This window comes from Pseudomonas sp. GL-B-26 (genome assembly GCF_019947405.1).
Lineage (GTDB): Bacteria > Pseudomonadota > Gammaproteobacteria > Pseudomonadales > Pseudomonadaceae > Aquipseudomonas.
In genome coordinates, this window is the sequence record NZ_JAGYGJ010000003.1 from 87,267 (window position 1) to 110,155 (window position 22,889).

The 22,889-nt window shown below is 60.6% G+C and carries 22 protein-coding genes and 1 pseudogene; 8 read left to right on the forward strand and 15 right to left on the reverse strand.

Annotated features, from left to right (window positions below; genetic code table 11):
• Positions 1-29 precede the first annotated feature (29 nt).
• Genes KGB23_RS02945 through KGB23_RS02965 form a run of 5 tightly spaced genes read right to left on the reverse strand, consistent with a single transcriptional unit; the run spans position 30 to position 3,794 of the window.
• Entirely contained in the window at positions 30-1,019 is a 990-nt protein-coding gene (locus KGB23_RS02945) for a FecR family protein (protein ID WP_223429815.1), read from the reverse strand.
• Complete coding sequence (locus KGB23_RS02950; RefSeq protein WP_223429816.1) at positions 1,016-1,579, reverse strand: RNA polymerase sigma factor; 564 nt, start codon at positions 1,577-1,579, stop codon at positions 1,016-1,018. Before KGB23_RS02950 ends, KGB23_RS02945 begins: the two co-directional genes overlap by 4 nt.
• Before the next feature lie 5 nt (positions 1,580-1,584).
• Entirely contained in the window at positions 1,585-1,911 is a 327-nt protein-coding gene (locus tag KGB23_RS02955; protein ID WP_223429817.1) for a DUF3325 domain-containing protein, read from the reverse strand.
• Complete coding sequence (locus KGB23_RS02960) at positions 1,912-3,492, reverse strand: PepSY-associated TM helix domain-containing protein (protein ID WP_223429818.1); 1,581 nt, start codon at positions 3,490-3,492, stop codon at positions 1,912-1,914. It abuts the gene before it with no gap.
• On the reverse strand, positions 3,489-3,794 hold the full coding sequence (locus KGB23_RS02965; RefSeq protein ID WP_223429819.1) for a DUF3649 domain-containing protein: 306 nt from the start codon (positions 3,792-3,794) through the stop codon (positions 3,489-3,491). The genes KGB23_RS02960 and KGB23_RS02965 overlap by 4 nt, the downstream gene beginning before the upstream one ends.
• A gap of 198 nt (positions 3,795-3,992) precedes the next feature.
• On the opposite strand from KGB23_RS02965, the gene KGB23_RS02970 reads away from it, so the two are divergent.
• The 3 genes from KGB23_RS02970 (at position 3,993) to fecA (ending at position 7,856) form a co-directional block, all read left to right on the forward strand.
• Positions 3,993-4,481 carry a sigma-70 family RNA polymerase sigma factor gene (locus KGB23_RS02970; protein WP_223429820.1) on the forward strand — a complete coding sequence of 163 codons (489 nt, stop codon included), beginning with the start codon at positions 3,993-3,995 and terminating at the stop codon, positions 4,479-4,481.
• 8 nt (positions 4,482-4,489) lie between these two features.
• The gene (locus tag KGB23_RS02975; RefSeq protein WP_223429892.1) at positions 4,490-5,428 is read left to right on the forward strand and encodes a FecR domain-containing protein; all 939 of its coding nucleotides are present in this window, start codon (positions 4,490-4,492) and stop codon (positions 5,426-5,428) included.
• A 94-nt stretch (positions 5,429-5,522) separates the two neighbouring features.
• Positions 5,523-7,856 (forward strand): TonB-dependent Fe(3+) dicitrate receptor FecA, encoded by a 2,334-nt coding sequence (gene fecA / locus KGB23_RS02980; RefSeq protein WP_223429821.1) that lies wholly within the window; start codon positions 5,523-5,525, stop codon positions 7,854-7,856.
• Positions 7,857-7,932: 76 nt separating this feature from the next.
• On the opposite strand, the gene KGB23_RS02985 is transcribed toward fecA, so the two are convergent.
• Together KGB23_RS02985 and KGB23_RS02990 are read right to left on the reverse strand one after the other, a co-directional pair.
• Positions 7,933-8,340 carry an HPF/RaiA family ribosome-associated protein gene (locus KGB23_RS02985; RefSeq protein ID WP_008150614.1) on the reverse strand — a complete coding sequence of 136 codons (408 nt, stop codon included), beginning with the start codon at positions 8,338-8,340 and terminating at the stop codon, positions 7,933-7,935.
• 213 nt (positions 8,341-8,553) lie between these two features.
• Positions 8,554-9,501, reverse strand: a complete 948-nt coding sequence (locus tag KGB23_RS02990) for a LysR substrate-binding domain-containing protein (protein WP_223429822.1) — start codon at positions 9,499-9,501, stop codon at positions 8,554-8,556.
• A 135-nt stretch (positions 9,502-9,636) separates the two neighbouring features.
• On the opposite strand from KGB23_RS02990, the gene KGB23_RS02995 reads away from it, so the two are divergent.
• The 3 genes from KGB23_RS02995 to KGB23_RS03005 all read left to right on the forward strand — a co-directional run bounded on the left by KGB23_RS02995 (position 9,637) and on the right by KGB23_RS03005 (position 12,912).
• Entirely contained in the window at positions 9,637-11,013 is a 1,377-nt protein-coding gene (locus KGB23_RS02995) for an L-serine ammonia-lyase (RefSeq protein WP_223429823.1), read from the forward strand.
• A gap of 62 nt (positions 11,014-11,075) precedes the next feature.
• Entirely contained in the window at positions 11,076-12,377 is a 1,302-nt protein-coding gene (locus KGB23_RS03000) for a serine/threonine transporter (protein ID WP_223429824.1), read from the forward strand.
• Positions 12,378-12,594: 217 nt separating this feature from the next.
• Positions 12,595-12,912, forward strand: a complete 318-nt coding sequence (locus KGB23_RS03005; protein ID WP_008150633.1) for a DUF3509 domain-containing protein — start codon at positions 12,595-12,597, stop codon at positions 12,910-12,912.
• Here the strand turns inward: KGB23_RS03005 and KGB23_RS03010 are convergent.
• Positions 12,909-13,409, reverse strand: a complete 501-nt coding sequence (locus KGB23_RS03010) for a phosphate-starvation-inducible protein PsiE (RefSeq protein WP_223429825.1) — start codon at positions 13,407-13,409, stop codon at positions 12,909-12,911. The genes KGB23_RS03005 and KGB23_RS03010 overlap by 4 nt on opposite strands.
• Positions 13,410-13,687: 278 nt before the next feature.
• Here KGB23_RS03010 and KGB23_RS03015 point away from each other — a divergent pair.
• Positions 13,688-13,942, forward strand: a pseudogene (locus KGB23_RS03015) (YebG family protein); the annotation flags it as partial.
• Between the two features lie 162 nt (positions 13,943-14,104).
• Here the strand turns inward: KGB23_RS03015 and KGB23_RS03020 are convergent.
• From KGB23_RS03020 to KGB23_RS03035, 4 genes are all read right to left on the reverse strand, one after another.
• On the reverse strand, positions 14,105-15,214 hold the full coding sequence (locus tag KGB23_RS03020; protein WP_223429826.1) for a dihydrolipoamide acetyltransferase family protein: 1,110 nt from the start codon (positions 15,212-15,214) through the stop codon (positions 14,105-14,107).
• Between the two features lie 16 nt (positions 15,215-15,230).
• Entirely contained in the window at positions 15,231-16,217 is a 987-nt protein-coding gene (locus KGB23_RS03025; RefSeq protein ID WP_223429827.1) for an alpha-ketoacid dehydrogenase subunit beta, read from the reverse strand.
• Positions 16,210-17,304 (reverse strand): pyruvate dehydrogenase (acetyl-transferring) E1 component subunit alpha, encoded by a 1,095-nt coding sequence (gene pdhA / locus KGB23_RS03030; protein ID WP_263288520.1) that lies wholly within the window; start codon positions 17,302-17,304, stop codon positions 16,210-16,212. Before pdhA ends, KGB23_RS03025 begins: the two co-directional genes overlap by 8 nt.
• 115 nt (positions 17,305-17,419) lie before the next feature.
• Complete coding sequence (locus KGB23_RS03035; protein WP_223429829.1) at positions 17,420-18,439, reverse strand: Glu/Leu/Phe/Val dehydrogenase family protein; 1,020 nt, start codon at positions 18,437-18,439, stop codon at positions 17,420-17,422.
• A gap of 183 nt (positions 18,440-18,622) precedes the next feature.
• On the opposite strand from KGB23_RS03035, the gene KGB23_RS03040 reads away from it, so the two are divergent.
• Positions 18,623-19,426, forward strand: coding sequence for a SirB1 family protein (locus KGB23_RS03040; protein ID WP_223429830.1), 804 nt, complete (start codon positions 18,623-18,625; stop codon positions 19,424-19,426).
• A 112-nt stretch (positions 19,427-19,538) separates the two neighbouring features.
• Here the strand turns inward: KGB23_RS03040 and maiA are convergent, their stop codons facing one another.
• The 3 genes from maiA to hmgA are packed head-to-tail and all read right to left on the reverse strand — an operon-like array spanning position 19,539 to position 22,799.
• Positions 19,539-20,174, reverse strand: coding sequence for a maleylacetoacetate isomerase (gene maiA / locus KGB23_RS03045; protein ID WP_223429831.1), 636 nt, complete (start codon positions 20,172-20,174; stop codon positions 19,539-19,541).
• A 12-nt stretch (positions 20,175-20,186) separates the two neighbouring features.
• Positions 20,187-21,491, reverse strand: coding sequence for a fumarylacetoacetase (gene fahA / locus KGB23_RS03050; protein ID WP_223429832.1), 1,305 nt, complete (start codon positions 21,489-21,491; stop codon positions 20,187-20,189).
• 3 nt (positions 21,492-21,494) lie between these two features.
• Positions 21,495-22,799: a homogentisate 1,2-dioxygenase gene (hmgA, locus tag KGB23_RS03055; protein ID WP_223429833.1), complete on the reverse strand. Its 1,305-nt coding sequence runs from the start codon at positions 22,797-22,799 to the stop codon at positions 21,495-21,497.
• Between the last annotated feature and the right edge of the window lie 90 nt (positions 22,800-22,889).

The following is a 22,889-nucleotide window of genomic DNA, read 5'->3' on the forward strand; positions in this document are numbered from 1 at the left end:
CGGGCTTGCTCGCGAAGAGGCCAACAGCCTCAGCGCAAAATAATCAGATGCCCCAGAACTTTGTGTTGCTCAAACCCCAACCCCCCTTGCAACGAACTCAACACCGCTTGCGGATCCTTGCTCGGAAAGCTGCCACTGACCCGCCGCGCCGCCAGTTCATCGTTGAGCAGCACAATCCGTCCCGGGTAATAACGTCCCAAGTCTTGCACCACGTCGGCGAGTGTCGCCTTGTAGTAATTGAGCCAACCCTGACGCCATGCCAACTGCGCTTCGCTGTCGACCGCGTGGAGTTTTTCCGCCGAACCCTCGCCATAGGCCACCTGCTGGCCAGCGGTGAGGATTTGTTGTGGGGCGTGCTTGTCCGCCGTCACACCAACCCGCCCGGACAACACCGTGACCTGCGCACCGTGCGGTTGCAGACGCACTTCGAACTGAGTCCCCAGCACCCGCGCCTGACCCTTTTCAGCGTCCACCACAAACGGATCGCCGGTGTGGGTCACGCTGAAAAATCCGGCGCCGCGCCGCAGCTGAACGTGCCGCTCGCCACGACTGAAATCCACCGCAATCGCGCTGTCAGTATCCAGCGTGACTTGCGACTGATCCGCCAGCGTGACAGTGCGAATCTCACCCGGTGCCGACACATAATCCGCGCCCAGATCATCGACCCAGCGCGACGGTTGCCAGCCAGCACCGAAGCCGATCATCAGCACCAGACAAGCCGCCATCGCCAACGCACCGGACCAACGCCGAACGCTGGTACGGCGCGAGCGATTCATGGCGTTGAGGTAACCCTGCAAGGCAAACGCGTCTTCATCGGCCAACGTTCGGGCCGGTGTTTCGGTCAACTCCCACACCACTTGCGCCTGGGCGTAAGCCTCTGCATGGGCCGGGTCGGCCTGTAGCCAATGACTGAAGGTGGCCTGATCGCCGCTGCTGGGCTGGTCATGCAACAGACTCAGCCAGGCGAAGGCCGCCTGCTCCTGAGCGGGCGTCGGGGTGACGCGTTCGGTGTTGTTCACAGTGCTTTCCCTGGCGTGCGCGGTTCGGGTTCCCGCAGGCTGGCCTTGCAAGCCTCGAGGGCGCGCATCATATGTTTTTCCACGGCGCTTTGGGACAAACCCATGGCCTTCGCAATCTCGGCGTATTTGCGCCCGTGAATACGGTTGAGCAAAAAGATCTGCCGCGTGCGCTCAGGCAGCGCGCGCAACGCCGCGTCGACGTAACGCAAGTCGTTGCCCGCCTCCAACGCCGCTTGCGGTTCGCTGCCGTGGCTGTCGGGTTGATCCGGCATCCAGCCCTCGTTGACCCGCACCCGCGTGCCTTCGCTGCGCAAATGGTCGATGGCGATGTTGCCGGCGCAGCGCAACAGGTAAGTGCTGAGCTCTTCGACCTGCACCAGCGGCCGACGCCAGAAGCGCAGGAACAAGTCCTGCACCAAGTCCGCGGCCGTCGCCCGACAACCGACACGACGGCTCACCAGCGCTTCCATTTGCGAACGCTGGGAAAGGAACACCTGCAGGAAATGCGCACGCGCACCGCGATGTTCGTCGTCATGGGATTCCGGGGGGCTGGTGATCATCAGGGTCAGCCCTGCGCAAACGCGGCAACGGGGCTGGCGAGCACGCTCAACCCGGCCAACACCAAGGCCAGGCGCGGGCGATACGGCATCAACAACACCAGCACCAGAGCGCTGAGCATCAACACCGCAAACCACTCCACCAATCCAAGGCCCCAACCCGTCGATGACACCGCAGCCCACAGCGATAACGCCAGCAACAGCCAGCCACTGAGTTTCATCCCCTGGCAACGACGGGCCGAGGGCTTGCGCCCCAACAGTTCGGTGTGATGCCGATCCATCGATAAACACAGCGCGGTGAAACCGCCGTAGCACAGCAACAAGGCCAGGAACATTCAGTGCGCCTCTTGCTCAAGCATTATCGATTTCGCCCGCGGTCGGGTGACGATTCCACCCAGCCCCGTGCGCTGCATTTTCCACGCAGCCCACGCGAAAAACAGACCACTGACCAGGCACATCAAATCGAAACCGGCCATGGCCCAATCGCCCTGCATCAGGCTGACGCCCAAGTGATAAGGCGTGGTCAGCGCGTTCAGCAGCGGCACCGCACAGAACAGCAATGCCGCCAGCGCCAACTGTTCGACCCACGCGGCGCGACCACGGCGCACCATGGCGTGCAACACACTCAAGCCCCAGACGATGAAGAAGCCGTTCACTTCCCAATCCGCCCGCCCGGCCATGCCGACCGGCAACAATCGATTGGCCCAGAAGAACCCCGCCACCGCGACCATCAACCCCGACATGCTGGCGATGTTCAGGACTTCCACCAGTCGCAACTCAAACGGCATCACACCGCTCTTCGCATGTTTGAGCTGACGCTTGCCGAGCCAGATCACCAGCCCGGTACCGATCATTGCGGTGCCCGCCAAACCACAAATGAAGTACAGCCAGCGCAACACCGGACCGGCGAAATTGCCCATGTGCAAGCCGTAGAAACTGCCGGCAATCGCCATTGGCAATGCTTGCTTCGGCGTTGCGCTGAGTAGCTGCCCGGTCACTCCGTTGAATGTCACCGCACTGCCAAAGTCGTGGACCACTCGGTCGACGCCGTCACGCGCAAGAATGACCGAGGCATTCAAATCGCCCGGATTGTTGACCGTCAACCGCCCGACCCGTCCGCCCGACCATTGCTCGCTGGCCCGTTCCAGCAGCGGTGCCAACGGTGCCAACTGGCCCGGTTTGCCTGCGATATCAGGCGTATTGGATGCCGGAAACACCTCATCGTAAAACGTATCGAAGTCACTGCCATAAGAGGCGACGATGCTCGCCGGCATCACCATCGACATGAAAATCACCAGGCTGCTGTAAGTGATCATCAGATGAAACGGCAACACCAGAACGCCCACCGCGTTATGCCCGTCGAGCCAGGAACGCTGGCCCTTGCGCGGGCGGAAGGTGAAGAAGTCCTTGAAGATTTTCTTGTGGGTGATGATCCCGCTGATCAGCGCGACGAACATCACCATCGCTGCGATCGTCGACAGCCAGCGCCCCCACGGATAGGGCATCTGCAACTGAAAGTGGAAGCGGTAAAAGAACTCGCCACCGCGTGTGTCCCGGCCGTGCACTTCTGCGCCGGTTTGCGGATCGAGGAGTTTTTCGCTGAATTGACCGCGCGTGCCGGGCTTGGCCGGTGCTTGCTGCCACCTCACCGACAGACCCGGTTCGCGAGCATCCGGTAAATCGATGAGCCATCGCGAGGCACCCGCGGCGTGCTGCTCAAGGTAGTGCTGGGCCAGGGTCAGACTGGCTTCGGAGGACACTGCACGGGCGGGAATTTCCGGCTGCATCCAGTGGCTGATCTCATCCTTGAAATAGGCGAGCGTGCCGGTCAGGAAAATCGCGAACAGCAGCCAGCCGAAGATCAACCCGGCCCAAGTGTGCAGCCAGGCCATGGCCTGTCGAAAGCCCTCTTTCATGAGTAGCCCATCCAGTACGCCAGCCCCGACACCGCCGCCAACACCACGCTCGGCGCAATCAATCCGAACCAGGCTTGCCACGCACTGCGACAGGCAAAACACCAGAGTACGGCGACCAGATAGACCAGAAACGAGGTCATCATCCCGGTGACCACCGCTTCGCCGCGAGCCATGGGCAGCCACATCGTCAGGCTGACACTGGCCAATGCCGCGACGAGGTAACCCCCCAGCACAGCGGCCAGCACTCGGGAAGTGACGGCCAGTCGGTAGGAAACGGGGAGCGCGGTGATTTTGCCTTTCATGTTTCGACCTTGAAACGGGTGAGGCCTCGTGAACGTCACGGGACCAACAAGGCTGCAATATTAATGATAAATATTCTCATATGCAAAAGAGTCCGATGAGATCGTCGATGCAGTCGATTGCCGGATACGGGTACCCACCACTACAATGCGAACAATTCTTGTTCTCTAACGCATCCGAATACGCTCGGAGTGGTCCCGTTGCAGCCAGCCAATACCGTCGAAGTCCTCTACCACGCCCATCACAACTGGCTCACCGGTTGGTTGCGGCGCAAGCTCGGCTGCCCGGACAACGCCGCGGACTTGGCCCAGGACACCTTCATGCGGGTGCTGACTGCACGGGAAACACCGCAGATCATCGAGCCGCGAGCCTTCCTGACGACGATCGCCAAGCGCGTGCTGTTCAACCATTACCGCCGTCAGGATCTGGAACGTGCCTACCTCGATGCTCTGGCGCAAATGCCCGAAGTCGTGGCGCCGTCAGAGGAAGAACGGGCAATCATCCTGCAAACCCTGATGGAGTTGGATCAGTTGCTCGATGGCCTGCCACGCCTGGTCAAGCGCGCGTTTCTGCTGGCGCAGGTCGATGGCCTGACTTATCCACAGATCGCCGCCGAGTTGGGCATTTCCATCGCCACGGTCAAACGTCACCTGAACAAAGCAGCCATGCGCTGCTATTTCGCCCTATGAACAACTCAATAAACTCTCCACCGGACTTTTCATCCCAAGTCGCCGAACAGGCTGTGCATTGGTTGATGGAAATGCAGCAAGGGCCGTTGACCCCACGCCAGCAACTCGCCTGGCAGCGATGGCACGATGCGCACAGTGAACATCAACGGGCCTGGGAACATATCCAGCGGGTCAATCAGCGCTTGCGCGGTTTGTCTTCGCCATTGGCCTACGCCGCCCTCAACGCGCCGAAATCCGCCAGCCGTCGTCAGGCGCTGAAACTGCTGCTGATTCTCGGTGCCGGTTGCGCAGTCACGTGGGGAATGCGCGAGCACAACCCACTGACTCCGTTGCTGGCCGATTACCGCAGCCCGGTCGGCCAGCGACGCAAGGTGCCGCTCGGTGATGGCAATCAGTTACAGCTCAATACCGCCAGCGCCGTGGATGTACGCGTTGAAGGTCAACAACGGCTGATCCGGTTGCTCGAAGGCGAGATGCTGCTCACTGCCGCCCAAGCGTTTGAGGTTCGTACCGCCCAAGGCCTGTTGAAGACTCAAGGCGCGCGTATGAACGTGCGGCAGTTTTCCGATCACACCCAGGTTGCGGTGTTCGAAGGCAGCGTTGAACTGACGCCCGACGGTCGTTCACCGCTGATACTGCAAAGCGCCCGACAGTTGAGCTTCGGCGCAAAAGGCATCGCAAACGCTGTGCCGCTGGACGCCAACAGCGGCGCCTGGGTCGACGGCATGCTGGTGGCCGCGCACATGCGCCTCGGCGATTTCCTCGACGAACTCGGTCGCTATCGCCGCGGGCAACTCAATTGCGATGCGAAGGTCGCGGATTTGCTGATCTCCGGGACGTATCCACTGGATGACAGCGAACGGATTCTTGATCTGCTGGAAATCAGCTTGCCGGTGAAAGTGAAGCGCTTTACCCGGTATTGGGTGACGGTTGAGGCGAAGGTTTAAAAGCCGATCTTAAAAAATAAATGAGCCGTTTTTCAGATCTGGCGTGACAGAGAAGGAAAGCCACCTTGATTCCACCTTCTCAGGATCGTCGTCCATGCAACCCACCCGCCGCACTCCACTGGCCCGCACCTTGCGCCAACTCTTGCTGGGCGTCAGCCTGAGTTTCGGCGCTGTAGCGCTGGCACACGCCGCTGACGCCAAGCCGTATCACATCGCACCGTCCTCGCTGGAAAACGCCCTCAACCAGTTCGGCCGTGAAGCCGGTGTGCTGATTTCCTTTGGCTCGCAAGTTACCAGCGGCGTACAGAGTCGCGGTCTGGAAGGCAACTACACCCCTGAGCAAGGTTTGAACGCCTTGCTCGAAGGCACCGGCCTGCAAGCCCGCGCCGAGGGCAACAACGCCTTCAGCCTGCAACCGGTGGGCGATACCGCGTTGGAACTGGACACGTCCAAAGTCGTCGGCGACTGGCTCGGCGATGCAGCGCCAATCAACGTCTTCGAGCATCCCGGCGCGCGTGACGTAATCCGCCGCGAAGAGTTCGAACGCCAGGGCGCGACTCAGGCCAAGGACGTGCTTAACCGCATCCCCGGCGTGAATGCGCCGGACAACAACGGCACCGGCAGCCATGATATGGCGCTGAACTTTGGCATACGCGGGCTCAATCCGCGGCTGGCCTCGCGCTCGACGGTATTGATGGATGGTATCCCGGTGCCTTTCGCACCTTATGGTCAGCCGCAGTTGTCGTTTGCACCGATCAGCATGGGCAACATGGACGCGGTGGACGTGGTGCGTGGCGGCGGTGCCGTACGTTACGGGCCGCAGAACGTCGGCGGCGTGGTCAACTTCGTGACCCGGGCGATCCCCGATGAGCCGACGGTCAAGGGTGGTTTTCAGACCGAAACCAGCCCTTCCTCCAGCCACGACGGTTTCAAGACCACTGGAAACCTCCTGGCCGGCGGCACTGCCGACAACGGTCTGGGCGGCGCGTTGTTGTATTCCGGCACGCGCGGTGGCGACTGGCGTGAACACAGCGACACCGAGATCGACGATCTGATCCTCAAGGGTAAATACCAGCTCGACGACGCCAACAGCTTCAACGCGATGGCCCAGTATTACGAAGGCAAGGCCGACATGCCCGGCGGCCTGAACGTCGCCGATTACGACGCGAATCCTTACCAGTCGACGCGTCCGAAAGACCAGTTCTGGGGCCGACGGACGATGTTCAACGTCGGCTATCGCTATCAGGAAGATCGCCGGGAATTCACCGCCAACACCTTCTTCACCAAGACATTGCGCAGCGGCTATCTGGATCAGGGCACCTTCCTCTCGCTATCGCCTCGCGAGTATTGGGTGCGCGGCCTGGAAACCCGTTTCGCCCAGGGCTTCGATGTCGGCCCGACCAGCCATGAAGTCGGCGTCGGCTATCGCTACATCAACGAAGCCGGCCACGAATTGCGCTATCGCACGCCGATCACCAGCAACGAATACCCGACCACCAACAGCCGCAACGACCGCGACACCCGTGGCGGCACCGAGGCCAATGCGTTCTTCGTCGACGACCGGATCGACATCGGCAAGTGGACGTTCACCCCGGGCATCCGCTACGAGATGATCAAATCGCAACAAACCAACAACCTGACGAACGTGAAGTACAAGGGCGACTACAACACGGCGTTGCCGGCGTTGAATGTGCTCTATCACGTGACCGACACCTGGAACCTCTACGCCAATACCGAAGGCTCGTTCGGCAGCGTGCAATACAGCCAGATGCCTAATCGGGTGACCAGTGGTGAAGTGAAACCGGAGAAGGCGCGTACCTGGGAACTGGGCACCCGTTATGACAACGGTGCGCTGCGGGCAGAGATCGGCGCGTTCCTGATCAATTTCGACAACCAGTACGAAAGCAACCAGACCAACGACTCGGTGATCGCCCGTGGCGAAACTCGCCATCAAGGTATCGAAACCAGCGTCAACTATGCCCTCGATGACTTGAGCCCTTCATTGGCCGGTTTCGATGTTTATGCCACTTACGCCTATGTGGACGCGACCATCCGCGAAGACGGGCCGAACAAGGGCAATCGTGTGCCCTTCTCCTCGAAACACAAAGGCACGATTGGCGTGGGTTACACCGAAGGCGCGTGGAAGCTGAACCTGGACAGCAGCTATCAGAGCGACCAGTTTGCCGACAACGCCAACACCTCGGCTGAAAGTGCTGATGGCAGCACCGGCAAGATTCCGGGGTACATGCTGTTCAGCAGCCGCGCGGCGTATGACTTCGGGCCGAAGTTATCGGACTTGAATGTGGCGGTGGGGGTGAAGAACATCTTCAACCATCAGTACTTTACCCGCTCGTTTGATGACAACAACAAGGGTAAGTATGTGGGGGAGCCAAGGACGGTTTATGTGCAGACGTCTGTAGCGTTCTGACTTCAGCCCAAACAAAAACGGGCCTGCATGAGCAGACCCGTTTGTCAGTGGTGGAAGGTAAAAACCGAATTAAATATCAACCGTTTTGCGCAGCCTGTTCATTCTCGAGAAACTCGTCTTCCAGCAGCGCATCGGCTGCGACTCTCTCGAATGGCACCACAGCGGCACGAGGTTTGCCCCGCAATTTGCCGAACAGGTGCTCAAGCGCATGTTCAAGTTTTTCGGCCGCACCGTCGATCGCCAGTTCCAGGTTTGCGGCTTTATGAGTGACAGAAATCGGTTGGTGGCCTTTTGGCCGCGCTTCCAGCTGACAGCGCATGTCATGGGGACCGGGCTTGTCGCCGTTCTCGTCCCGCAGATGAACCTCGACGCGTGTCAGGTCCTCTTCATAACGTTCGAGCGTGCTCTCAATGGTAGTACGTACCCACTCCTCCAGTCGGATGCTGCTTTGAATATGGTTATCGCTGTTGACTTGGATTTGCATAGTTCATCCCTTATTTCAGCTAGCTCGCGAGAGGCCCTTCGGCTGGCCCTTGGGCGTCATCACCGTGACCTCTGACTTACACAATCGGTCTGCTCGCAGAACAATTCAACCCCTAAAAAAAGATAAATTTTCATACGCAAAAAAAGCCGGACAAGGAGCAAAAGCGCTGTTAAGGTCGGGAGTTGGGTCGCCGGACTCTTTTGTCACAATTGCTCACATCTGCCGCTCCGCGAGTGGATGCAGGCTTCGAAATATCCCCGCCTCTTCCACCAGCCAGTCATGCACCGCACGCACGCCCGGATGGCTCAACGCCCCTGGCGCATAGAGCAGCACGTAACGCTTGTGATTGGGCACCGCCAGGCCAAACGGTACGATCAACGTCCCCCGCTCCAACTCGTCATTGAGCAACGTTCGCCGCGCAATCGCCACGCCCATTCCGGCAATCGCCGCTTCGATGGTCAGGTGATTGCGATTGAAGGTGTGCCCACGCCGCACGTCCGCGCCCTCGAAACCGATGGCGTTGAGGTAAAACTCCCATTCCGCGTACTCGTAGCTGCCGCGCCAGGCGGTAATGTCGTGCAGCAACGGGAAATGCATCAGATCCGCCGGACCATGTAGCGGCGGCCGGCCGCGCAGCAGGCTTGGGGAACAGACCGGGAATATCTGTTCGTCGAGCAAGGTTGTGGATAACAAGCCGGGATAGCTGCCGTCATTCAGGTCGATGGCCAAATCGAAGTCGCCTTCGTGCAATGGCACGCTGCTGTCCTCGGCCACCAGCCGTAATTGAATGTCCGGAAAGCGCTGCTGCAAACGCGGCAACCTTGGGGTCAACCACTTGCTCAGGAACGATGGAATCGAGCGCACCCGAAGAATCCCACTGATCATTCCGGCGTCCAGTCGTCGCAATTCCGCATCGATGCTGCCGTAAGCCTCGTTGACCGTGATGGCCAGTCGCTGGCCCTCGGCGCTCAGTTCCACACCGCGAGCGCGACGGTGAAAAAGTCGAAACCCCAGTCGCTCTTCCAACTGTCGGATTTGCTGACTGACCGCACCCGGCGTGATGTGCAGTTCTTCGGCGCATCGGGTGAACGACAAGTGCCGCGCGGCACAGGAAAACACGTGCAGCCAGACGTAAGTCTGGGCGTGCAATTGGCGACTCATTGTTTAGTCCTGCTAAAGGCTGTCTTAGGAAGTTTCGTTGGTCACGTAGGACCGAGGTAGGCAGTATCGCCGACATTGCGCTTGTCCTACAAAAATGGCAGCGATTTCTCTTCCATTGCTTGTATAGGCTTTAGCATGGCTATCAGTGTTTTCGATCTCTTCAAAGTCGGCATCGGTCCGTCCAGTTCCCATACCGTCGGCCCAATGCGCGCCGCTGCGGCCTTCGCCCAAGCCCTGATTGACCAACAATTGCTGGCCGACGTACGGCGCGTAGAAATCCGACTTTATGGCTCGCTGTCGGCGACCGGCGTCGGTCACGCCACCGACCGCGCCTGTGTCATGGGCCTGATGGGCGAGTGGCCGGACAGCATCGATCCCACGTCCATCGACAGTCGAATCCAGACGCTGCGCGAAACCGGCGAACTGTCTCTGGCAGGCAAAACCACCATCGCCTTCAACTGGCAACACGACCTCCTGCTGCTCGACGAGAGCCTGCCCTACCACCCCAATGCGATGTCCCTGACAGCCTTTGGCGAAACCGGTGAGCTGTCGGAGCAAACGTACTACTCGATCGGCGGCGGTTTCATCATCGAAGCGGCCGAAGCCGAGTCCGGCATTGCGCCCACCAGCGATGTGGTGCTGCCGTACGATTTCTCCAGCGCCGCCGAATTGCTCAAGCTCTGCAACCAGCACGGTCTGCGGGTTTCCGAATTGATGATGGCCAATGAATTGGCCTGGCGCAGCGAAGCCGAAATCCGCAATGGCCTGCTGCACATTTGGTCGGTGATGCGCGAATGCGTCGAGCAAGGCCTGCGTCACGAAGGCATCCTGCCCGGCGGTCTGAATGTTCCCCGTCGCGCGGCGAAATTGCACCGCAGCCTGCTGGAAATCGGCAAGCCGAATGTCATCACCTCCACGCTGTCGGCCATGGAGTGGGTCAACCTGTTTGCCCTCGCCGTGAACGAAGAAAACGCAGCCGGCGGGCGCATGGTCACGGCGCCGACCAACGGTGCGGCGGGGATCATTCCGGCGGTGCTGCACTACTACATGAAATTCAACCCGGACGCGTCGGACGATGACGTGGTGGCGTTCTTTTTGGGCGCTGCGGCTGTAGGCATTCTCTGCAAGAAAAACGCCTCTATCTCCGGCGCCGAAGTTGGCTGTCAGGGTGAAGTCGGTTCGGCGTGCGCCATGGCCGCTGCCGGTCTGGCGGACATACTCGGCGCCACGCCCGAGCAACTGGAAAACGCCGCCGAAATCGGCCTGGAACACAACCTCGGCCTGACCTGCGACCCGGTCGGCGGCCTGGTGCAAGTGCCCTGTATCGAACGCAACGCGATCGCCGCCGTGAAGGCGATCAACGCCACGCAAATGGCCCTGCGCGGCGACGGCAAACACTTCATTTCCCTGGACCGGGTGATCCGCACCATGCGCGATACCGGCGCCGACATGCACGACAAATACAAAGAGACTTCACGGGGCGGCCTGGCTGTTAGCTGGGTGGAATGCTGAGGAGCATTCCCTGACCGTCCGCAATACGTGAGCCCGAGCAAGAACAATAACGAGGCCAAACGATGACCGATGTACGTACACCTGCTGCCGATAACCCAGCTGTAGAACTCAAACGCGACACAGCAACAGCCACCAAGGGCTGGAGCAAACACGACACCACCTGGATGCTCGGCCTTTATGGCACGGCCATCGGTGCCGGCACGCTATTCCTGCCGATCAACGCCGGCGTGGGCGGTTTCTGGCCGCTGCTGATCCTGGCAATACTAGCCTTCCCGATGACCTTCTTCGCCCACCGAGGCCTGACCCGCTTCGTGCTGTCCGGGCGTTCCGGAGACATCACCGAAGTGGTGGAAGAACACTTCGGCGTCGGTGCCGGCAAGCTGATCACGCTCCTGTATTTCTTTGCGATCTTCCCGATTCTGCTGGTGTATAGCGTGGCGCTGACCAACACCTTGAGCAGCTTCATGGAGCATCAGTTGCACATCGCCCCGCCACCGCGGGCGATTCTGTCGCTGGTGCTGATCCTCGGTCTGATGGCGATCGTCCGTTGCGGCCAGGGTGTCATTGTCAAATGCATGAGCGTGCTGGTTTACCCGTTCGTTGCGGCGTTGCTGCTGCTCGGTTTGAGCCTGATCCCGAACTGGAACGGAGCGTTCTTCGCCACCGCCAGTGAAGGCATGCCGATGCCCCTGTTCTTCAAGACGTTGTGGCTGGCGATCCCGGTGATGGTGTTTTCGTTCAACCATTCGCCGATCATCTCCGCCTTCTCCGTCGATCAGAAACAGCGTTACGGCGAGCAGGCCGAACGCAAAAGCAGCGGCATCCTCGCCATCGCCCACGCGATGATGGTGGTGACGGTGATGTTCTTCTGCTTCAGCTGCGTGCTGGCGCTGTCCCCGGCTGACTTGGCGGCGGCAAAGGCGCAGAACATCTCGATCCTGTCGTACCTGGCCAACCACTTCCAGACGCCAGTCATCGCATACGCTGCGCCGCTGATTGCGCTGGTGGCGATCACCAAGTCCTTCCTCGGCCATTACATCGGCGCCAGCGAAGGCTTTCAGGGCCTGATCGTGAAAAGCCTGCGCGGCCGTGGCCGGGTGATGTCTGCCAGTTGGCTGAACCGCGTCACCGCGCTGTTCATGATCCTCAGCTGCTGGGCCGTGGCGACCTTCAATCCGAGCATTCTGGGCATGATCGAAACCCTCGGCGGGCCGATCATCGCGTGCCTGCTGTTCTTGATGCCGATGTATGCGATCCGTCGCGTGCCGGCCTTGCGCCAGTATTCGGGTCAGGCCTCGAACGTGTTCGTGGGGTTGATCGGTTTGATTGCACTGTCTGCGATCATCTACTCATTCATGCCCTGAAACGGGTAGGCAAAAAGAAGGCGGGCCACAGAGCCCGCCTCTTTTTTGCCGAGATCATTGTTCGACAGTTTTCCCGGCATGGCCCTTGCTATGACACTCCAGAGGCAAAAGGACGTTTGAAAACCTCAGCGAGCGACGTGCCGGTGGTCTGGTGTTGCGAACTTATCCCGATCACGGCGGGTCAACAACTGCACGTTCAATCAGGCGGTGACGCATCATGGACAACCCCTTTCAGCTCATTACCGATGCTTTTGCAGCGGATTATCAGATCAACCTGAGCATTCAGGGCCTGGATGGCAGCATCATGCTGACCCTGTCCAACAGCGGTCACGTGGTCGCCAAACGGATGATCAGCGCCGAACAACGCAATGACCCCCAGCGCCTCAAACGCCTGGTGCAAAGCATTCAGTTCGGCATTGCTATCGAACAGGGCCACAGCGCAGTGGCCATCCTCGAAGCCATGACCGACGGCGACAATCACAACCTGCCGCCGCCCCGCGTCAAGGGCCACAGCCGGCCAGCCATGCGGCTTTAAAGCTCGCCCTTCTCCACTTCGGGATGCTCACCGGAGCCCGCACCGATCTTGCGTTGCGGGTGTTCGATCTTCACCGAAGGGAATTGCGACGAGGCGTAACGCACCACCAGAATCGAGAACGCCAGCAGCAGAATCCCGCCGCACAGGTAGATGATGCCGATATCCGGCGGGTTGTGGTGCGAGACGTTAGAGATCAGCAACCGCGTCAGCGCAGTGATCGCCACGTAGATCAGGAAACGCACCGGCATGTGGTTGGTCTTGAAGTAAATCCCGACCATCGCCCCCAGTTCCAGGTAGATGAACAGCAGCAAGATGTCATCGATCTTGATGTGCCCTGCTTCGATCATCCCCAGAAATTCCATCACCGCTGCCCACGCGGTGACGGCACCGATGGCGAACAGCGCCAGGTAGTGGAAGGTCTCGACGAACAGGTTGCCCAGAGACTCGGCCAGTTGATGCACGTTCTGCCGCAGGTTCTCGGCCCAGTTGATTTTCACGATGATTCTTCCTTAGCTCGGTTCGAGCGGATGATGCGGGTTTGACGTGACGGTTGTTCTGCATGCAGAAAAAAGGCCAGAGGCGCCTGCCACATGATGGCGAGGTGCTCTAAAACGCGCTCCGTGGCGTTTGGTCGCACCTGCACCTCACAAACCCTGATTTCGGTCTACATTAAAAAGCCACTACCCAAAGCGCAGGGATTCGCTTATCCTTTTCGCTGTATATAAATACAGTGGTCGAATAAGACAACTTAATGTGAAGGCATGTGAGGTGGTGAATGGCCGTCGAAGTGGTATACCGCAGCAGCCGAGATCTGGAGCGCTTGTTCATGGATAAAGCCGAAGCTGACCGTCATGACAAAATGCTCGAACTGGCCGAATTGCTGGCTGAAGTGTTGCAAAAAGCCGTTCCGTCCCTGACCGAGCAGCAAGTGGAAGAAGCCGGGATCTACATGGCGAAGAACCGCGATGTGTTCGCCAAGGCGTTCAAGAGCCAGCCGGACGCGTTGTCCGAATTGCTCAATGCGCCTGCTGAAGTCGTTGAAAAGGCCGCACCCGTTGAGGCCCCTGCACCTGCTGAAGTCGCTGAGCCGACCAAGCCAGCTAAAGCGCCCAAAGCTGCCAAGTAAGCAACGCCCGAATTGAATAGGCCCTGAGTCAAATGACTCAGGGCCTTTTTAATGCCTGCGAAAAACCTAAGCTTCGGGTTGCTCCAGCGCCTCGACCAGCGCCTTGAAGAAACGCGCCGCCTCGCCGCCCGTCACCACGCGATGATCGAAGGTCAGGGACAGCGGCAGGACCGGGTGCACCACCACCGCGCCATCGACCGCCACCGGTTCGTCGCGAATCGCGCCAGCGGCGAGGATTGCCACTTGCGGCGGCACCACCACCGGGTTGGCGTAGCGGCCGAACAAGGTGCCGAAATTCGACAACGTCAGGGTCGCCCCCATCATTTCCTTGGGCGGAATCGATCGCGCCTGCACGTCGGCCCTTAATCGCATGACGCCTTCCTTCAAATCAGCCGAAGTGCGGTGACCGACATCGCGCAGCACTGGCACGAACAGGCCGTCCGGGGTGTCCACGGCGATGCCCAGATCGAGCCGTTCATGTTGTTTGAGCGACAGGCTTTTGCCGTCGAAGGCGCTGTTGAGCACCGGCTCCACGGCGCACGCGGCCGCCATCGCTTTGGCGAGACGAATCAGCGGTTCGCGCGCCTGCCCCCAGCGATGCAGGTCGGCGTCACCGAAAATCGTCACTGGCACGACTTCGGCGTGGGACCGGGCCATGTTCAGCGCCATGCTGCGTCGCACACCGCGCAACCGTTCGCCGCCGAAGCGATCCAGTTCAGTTTGAGCCGCGTTTTCCACATCCGTGCGGGTGATCAGCCCCTCGTGACCGGAGCCCGTCACCCCGCTCAACTCCACGCCGAGTTGCCGGGCCAGTTGTCGTACGGCTGGCGTGGCACGAGTCGCCAGGTGCTCTCGGGTCGAGGGGGCAGCGCCGATGAAAAACGAGTCATCCTGACTGCTGCCGCCACCTTCGAGTCGCCCCACTACGGTGCCCGCATCGGCTTCGCCTTCGTAACCGAGCAAGGGTTCACCGACGTGAATAATGTCGCCCTCGCCGCCGTGGAGTTTCGCCACCACGCCGTCGTAGGGGGCGGGGATATCCACCAGCGCCTTGGCGGTTTCTACCGACACCAGCAGTTGATCGGCCTTGACGGTATCGCCGACCGCGACGTGCCAGCGGACGATTTCCGCCTCCTGCAAACCCTCGCCCAGATCCGGCAGTTTGAAATATTTCATCGCAGCCTCCTTGGGTTCAGGCGAAGTGCAGAACGTTGTCGCAGGCCTGAAGAATGTCCTCGACGTTGGGCATGTACAGCGACTCCAGTCGATACAGCGGCGGTGGAATGTCCGGCGCGGTAACCCGCTGGATCGGCGCCTGCAATTCCAGCAACACCCTCTCGTAGAGGCTCGCGGCGATTTCCGCACCGACGCCACAGGAGCGTGGCGCTTCATGAACGATCACGCAACGACCGGTCTTGCGCACCGAGGCTTCCATCGTGTCGAGGTCCAGCGGCTTGATACTCGCGACATCGATCACCTCCGCCGAGACGCCCCGCTCGGCCAATGCGGTGGCGGCTCGCATGGTTTCCATCACGCTGGCGCCCCAGCTGATCAGCGTGATATCGCTGCCTTCGCGCAGGGTGAAACAGCTGTCCAGCGGCAGGCGTTTACCGTCATCCAGCAAAGGTTGCGGGTTCATGCGATAGAGCCGGGTCGGCTCGAGAAACACTACCGGGTCCGGGTCATCGATGGCCGCCAACAACAAGCCATAGGCCCGGGCGGGCGATGACGGGATCACCACCCGCAGACCTGGAATGTGCGCGAACAATGCCTCAGTGCTTTCGCTGTGATGTTCCGGCGCGCGAATCCCTGCGCCCATCGGCGTGCGCATCACCATCGGGCATGTGATCCGCCCGCGCGTGCGATTACGCATGCGGCTGGCGTGGGACACCAGGTGTTCCATGGCCGCGTAGATGAAACCCATGAACTGGATTTCCACCACCGGTTTCAGGCCCTGAGCGGCCATGCCGACCACCAGTCCGCCGAGCATGGTTTCGGCCAGCGGCGAGTCAATCACTCGCTTGAAGCCGAAGCTGTCACGCAACCCTTGAGTCGCGCGAAACACGCCACCATTCACCCCGACGTCTTCACCGAGGACGATGACGTTCTCGTCTTCGCTCATTGCCCGATGCAGCGCGAGATTCACCGCGTCCAGCAACGTGACTTTGCCGTTACTCATGGCTCGAATCTCCCGCGCGGCGCGCCGCCCGTTCGAGCAACTCTTCACGCTGCCCGGCGAGGGACTCCGGCCATTGGGCGTAGACGTGATCCATGATCGATTCTGGCGCCTGAATACCCGCCGCTTCGAAGTTATCCACAGCACGCTGCACCAAGCCCTGGCATTCGCTGATCAGCGCCTGTTCGCGGCCTTCGTCCCACACGCCCTGGCCGACCATGAAACGTTGCAGGCGTTTGACCGGCTCTTCGAGCCAGGCCTGCTTGACCTCATCTGCCGGCCGATAGCGTGTGGCGTCGTCGGCCGTCGTGTGGTCGCCGAGGCGGTAGCTCAGGCATTCCAGCAACACCGGGCCTTTACCGTGACGCGCCCGTTCGAGGGCCACTTGTACTCGGTCGTAAACCGCGAGCATGTCATTGCCGTCGACCTGCTCACCGTGGAACCCGGCACCGATCGCTTTCTGCGCCAGCGTCGGGGCGCCGCACTGAATCCGTCGTGGCACCGAGATCGCCCATTGGTTGTTATTGACCACGAACACCACTGGCAACTGCCAGGCACCGGCGACGTTGAGGGCTTCGAGGAAATCGCCCTTGCTGGTGGCCCCGTCACCGCAGGTGGTGACGGCGACCCGATGCTCGCCGCGGATTTTGAACGCACTGGCAACGCCGCAGGCATGCAAGGCCTGGGTGGCAATCGGCACACAGATCGGAAAGTCCTGGGCCGCCGCCGGTTCGGCAAAGTCGCTGCCGCGCTCGTCGCCGCCCCAGTACAGGAGGATTTCCTCCATGCGCACCCCGCGCATCAACTGCACGGCGGTGTCACGGTAATACGGAATCAGCACGTCTTCGGCGTGCATCACGCTGCCGACCGCGACGCCAATGGCTTCCTGGCCCAACGTCGGCGCATAAGTGCCGATGCGCCCTGTGCGTTGCAGGGCGACGGCTTTCTGATCGAAAAGACGGGTCAGGACCATCTGCCGATAGAGGCGCGTCAACAGATTGAAATCGTCGGCCCAAGAGGGAAGTTCGCCGAGCAATTGACCTTCGGGGGATAAAAAACGGGTGTAAGGCAGCTCAACCTTGTGAGGCATCACAGGGGCTCCTGGCTCGCCGCGTCAGCGTGCGTCAGTCAAGCCTGACGCTTGTGGCGCCAGGCCTTGGGAGCAAGTCTGCCGGATAGGCCCTCACTCCTTCATCGGTTCAAGCTCATCGATACAGCACTTTCTCCGCCAATTCGTCAGCCACTCGGGCCGGCGAGCGTTTTTCCGCTTGGGCATGGGCGAAGACTTCGGTCAGCCGGGAGCTGATTTTCGACAGGTGTGCGGTGATGGTCGATAGCTCTTCGCCGCGGTGTTTGAGCGAAACGTAGATCAGCCCGCCTGAATTGATCACGTAATCCGGCGCATACAGAATGCCCCGCCGTTCCAGTTGATCAGCGACTTCCAGATGGGTCAGTTGGTTGTTCGCCGAACCGGCCACCGCCGCGCAGCGCAATTGCGTCACGCTGTGGCTGTTGAGCACGCCACCGAGGCCGCAGGGCGCGAGAATGTCGCAAGGGGTGCTGAGCAGCGCGTCGTTGGCGATCGGGTGAGCGCCGAGTTGCTCCATGGCCAATTGCACTTTGCCGTGATCGATGTCGCTGACCAGCAGTTCGGCACCGGCAGCGTGCAGCTGTTCGGCGAGGGCATAGCCAACGTTGCCGAGCCCTTGAATCGCCACTCGCAGGCCTTCGAGGTTATCGCTGCCCAGTCGGGCCATGGCGGTGGCACGAATGCCGGTGAACACGCCCATCGCCGCGTGCGGTGCAGGGTCGCCCGCGGCGGTGGTGCTGGTGACGTGCTGGGTCTGTTGGGCGATGCAATCCATGTCCGCCACCGAGGTGCCACTGTCGATGGCGGTGATGTAGCGGCCGTCGAGCTGATTGATGCAACGCCCGAACGCTTCGAACAGCGCGGCGCGGTTTTCCACATGGACCGGGCGAACAATCACCGCCACGCCGCCGCCCTGAGCCAGGCCGGCCAGCGCCGCCTTGTAACTCATGCCTTGGGCAAGGCGCACCGCATCCTCGACAGCGGACTCGTCGCTCGGATAGGCAAGGTAACGACACCCGCCCAGGGCAGGCCCCAGACGGCTGTTATGAATGGCAATGACCGCCTTCAACCCGGTGACCGAGTCGACGCTCAGATGCAGGGATTCAAGGCGAGTGCTTTGCATGAGAGCGAACATCGTAGGGCTCCCGAATCACTTCTTGTAGTCGCCAGTATAGGCTTGCGCCCGAAAATTGCAGAAGCGCACCGGAATAAGCGACGTCGCCATGCAGACTTTCGGACATAACCTGCAACCGCCTATGTCCGGCACTGGACGAATGGCGGAGACGGGGCTAAAACGAGGCATGACCCGGAGATTTTGATGACCCCCCGCCAACGTTTTTTCGACTGTCTGCAACGTTCACCGCCCGCGCTGTTCGAGGCGGCGCTGTGGATTGCCGCCGAGCACGGCAGTGAGGTAAATCCCGAAGCGGTGCTGAACGATTTCAAGGACCTGCAACAACGGGTCAGTTCTGGCTTGCCGATGTTGCCGGTCAGCGAGTTGGCCCAACCGTTGTTACGGCGTATGAATGACCTGGGATTCGCTCAGGACGACTCCTCGCCATTGCGTCCGCAAGTCGCGCTGGTCAATAAAGTGCTGGAACGCAGGCGTGGGCAGCCACTGAGTCTGGGATTGATTGCACTGGAACTGGCCAAAGGTCTGGAAATTCCCATGGTTGGCGTCAACTTCCCCGGGCATTTCCTGCTGCGGGTACCGGGCGCCGATCACCTGCTCGACCCATGCGGCGGGCGTCGTTTGTACCCCAACGACTGTCGGGAATTGCTGCAACGCCAGTACGGCCCAAACCTGAAGCTTGGCGCCGAGCATTTGCTCACCGCCGAGCCTGTGCAAATGCTGCAGCGGTTGTCGCGCAACCTGCGTCAGTTACACCTTTCCAACGATGACTACATCGGCGCCCTGATCGACGCCGAACGTGTGCTGGAACTGGGCAACGCCAGCGCCTCCGACTACCTGGCCCGGGCCAGCCTCTATCAACGACTGGATTGCCCGAACGCCGAGCGCTTCGACCTGGAGCATGCCCTGCTGCTCAGTGACGACCCGATCCAGCGGATTCGCCTGACTGAACGGCTGGGGCATTTGCCGCCCAACTCAGTGGTTCACTGATCTCATGTGGGAGCGGGCTTGCTCGCGAAGAAGGCACCGCGGTATTTCTGACGCACCGCGTTATCGTTCTTCGCGAGCAAGCCCGCTCCCACATTAGGTCTATGTGAAGCCATTAAGGAGTATCGGGCTGGTTCGCCGGATGGGCCAGGAAGAAGGCTGGATGTGTCGCCGCCAATGCCGCCACTCGACGAATTCGCGGGTAGGCTTCCAGAGAAATATTGAAGCGCTCGGCTGCATACAACTGCGGGATCAAATAGACGTCCGCCAGCCCCGGTTGATCGCCAAAGCAGTAACCGGTGTCACCGATCAACTGCTCCACCGTCGCCAACCCTTGGCTGATCCAGTGCCCGATCCACTCCACCACTTGCGGTTCATCGTGCCCCAACTGCCGCAGCTTGTTGAGCACGCTGACGTTGTGCAGCGGATGCACGTCGCAACCAATCACCGCCGCCACACCACGCTCATGGGCGCGAGCGGTGAGGTCCTTGGAGAGCAGCGGCACCTGTGGATAACGTTCCTCCAGGTATTCGATGATCGCCGGCGACTGGATCAACAGCTCACCTTCGTCAGTGCGCAAGGCCGGCACTCGGCCTTGCGGATTAATGCTCAGATACGGCGGCTGTCGATGTTCACCACCTGGCGGTGCGATCAGATTGATCGGCAGCGCCTGGTAATCCAGTCCCTTGAGCGCCAACGCAATGCGCACCCGATAGGACGATGTCGAACGGTAGTAGGTATAGAGTTCCATGACCCGATCCTCTTAGCGCGCCGGCAGCACTTTGCCGCGGCATTCGCCGAAACCGATGGAGACAAAACCCTCGCGGTTGCAACGGGCACGCAGGATGATTTCGTCGCCGTCCTCAAGGAATTTACGCACCTCGCCGGACGCGAGTTCGATCGGCTTTTTACCGCCCTCGGTGATTTCCAGCAGGCTGCCGAACTGACCGTTCTCAGGCCCCGACAACGTGCCCGAACCGAACAGGTCGCCGGCCTGCAACTGGCAGCCGTTGACGCTGTGGTGCGCGACCATTTGCGCCACGGTCCAGTACATGTGTTTGGTATTGCTCAGGGTCAGGCGATGGGCCGGCAGGTTTTGCTCGCGCAGGCCTTCGGTGAGCAGCAGCACTTCCAGTTCGATGTCGAAACCGCCAGCGGCTTGATCGCGCTTGTCGAACAGGTACGGTAGCGGTTGCGGATCACCTTCCGGACGCGCCGGCTGGGCTTTACGGAACGGCTCCAGCGCCTCGGCAGTCACCACCCACGGCGAGATGCTGGTGATGAAACTCTTCGACAGGAACGGCCCCAGCGGCTGGTATTCCCAAGCCTGAATGTCGCGCGCCGACCAGTCATTGAGCAGGCAGAAACCGGCGATGTGATCGGCAGCGTCACCGATGGCGATCGAGTCGCCCATCTCGTTGCCCTGACCGATCCAGATGCCCAGCTCCAGTTCGTAATCCAGACGTGCACATGGACCAAACGTCGGTTCGGTCTGACCGGCCGGCAGGGTCTGGCCTTTCGGACGGCGAACGTCGGTGCCCGACGGGCGAATGGTCGAGGCGCGGCCGTGATAACCGATCGGCACGTACTTGTAGTTCGGCAGCAACGGGTTGTCCGGACGGAACAGTTTGCCGACGTTCTGCGCGTGCTCGATGCCTACGTAGAAGTCGGTGTAGTCGTTGATTTTCGCTGGCAGGTGCATCTCGCAATTCGCCGCCAGTGGCAGCAGTTTTGCGCCTTGGGCTTCGATCTTGCCGTGCAGCGTGCTGCCTTCTTTGAACAGTTCCAGCAGGCGTTCGCGCAGGGCAACGCGAGCGCCACGCCCCAGTTCGAAGAACGCGTTCAGCTGACCGCCACGGGTGGCTTCGACTGCAGTTTTTGCAACGCCATCGAACAGCCCGGCGTCCAGTGCAGCTTCCAGATCAAAGATATGTTCGCCAATGGCCACGCCACTGCGCGGTGCCGAACCCTTCACGCTGAACACGCCCAGCGGCAGGTTTTGCAATGGGAAATCAGCATGGCCGTTGGCGGAGGCAACCCAGCTACGAGTGATGGAAGTCTGAGTCATGGGTTATCTCCGGGTCGGGTCGAAAGTGGCGGGCAGCGTCGCCCAGCAAGCGTCGTAATTGTTTTGCAGTTGCGGGCAATCCAGGGCGAATCGACTCGGGCGCAGCACCTGGCTGGTCTCGAACATGAAGGCCATGGTGTTGTCGATTTTCGCTGGCGCAAGTTCGGTGTTGATCGCCTTGGTGCAGGTTTCGCCATCCGGGCCGTGGGCGCTCATGCAACTGTGCAAGGACGCGCCGCCGGGCACGAAGCCTTCGGCCTTGGCGTCGTATTCGCCCTTGATCAGGCCCATGAATTCGTTCATCAGGTTGCGGTGGAACCACGGTGGCCGGAAGGTTTTCTCGGCGACCATCCAGCGTGGCGGGAAGATCACGAAGTCCAGATTGGCCAGACCATGGACGCTGGTCGGCGACGTCAGGACGGTAAAAATCGACGGATCCGGGTGATCGAAACTGACCGTGCCGATGGTGTTGAAGCGGCGCAGGTCATATTTGTACGGCACGTTATTGCCGTGCCAGGCGACCACGTTCAGCGGCGAATGATCGAGCTCGCAGCCCCACAACTGGCCGAGAAATTTCTGCACCAGGGTGGTCGGTTGTTTGAGGTTTTCGTAATGCGCAACCGGGGTCAGGAAGTCCCGCGCGTTGGCCAGGCCGTTGCTTCCGATCGGCCCCAGATCCGGCAGACGCAGCGGCGCGCCGTGGTTTTCGGCGATGTAGCCGCGAGCTTGCGGGTCGAGCAGTTCGACGCGGAATTTCAGACCGCGTGGCAGCACGGCGATTTCCAGTGGCTCCAGTTCCAGCACGCCCAATTCGGTCGCAATGCGCAGGCGTCCCAGTTCAGGCACCAGCAGCAGTTCGCCGTCAGCGTTGAAAAAAACGCGCTCCATGGAGCGGTTGGCGCGGTAGCTGTAGATACTGATCCCGGCCGGTTTTTCCGCGCCCGAGTTGGCGGCCATGCTCACCAGCCCGTCGATAAAATCGGTTGGCTCGGCCGGGATGTCCAGCGGATTCCAGCGCAGGCGATTGGGGGTTACTTCACCCAATGGGCCGCCGGCCAGTTGCCGATCCAGTTTGATGAACGCTGGGTGATTGGCCGACGGCTGAATGCGGTACATCCAGGTGCGCCGCGCTTCACTGCGAGCCATGGTGAACGCCGTGCCTGAGAACAGTTCGGTGTAGAGACCGTAAGGGGCTTTTTGCGGGGAATTCTGGCCGACGGGCAGTGCGCCGGGCAACGCTTCGGTGCTGAATTCGTTGCCGAAGCCGGACTGATAAGCCAGCGCTGGCGCCGTTGAATCGAGGTTCATGGAGCCTCCTGAACAGGGAGTAGGCAATGGCCTGTCGCTCCGTTGAAGAGGTCTCGGCACGCCCGGGTTATTTTTATCGTAATTCGATTA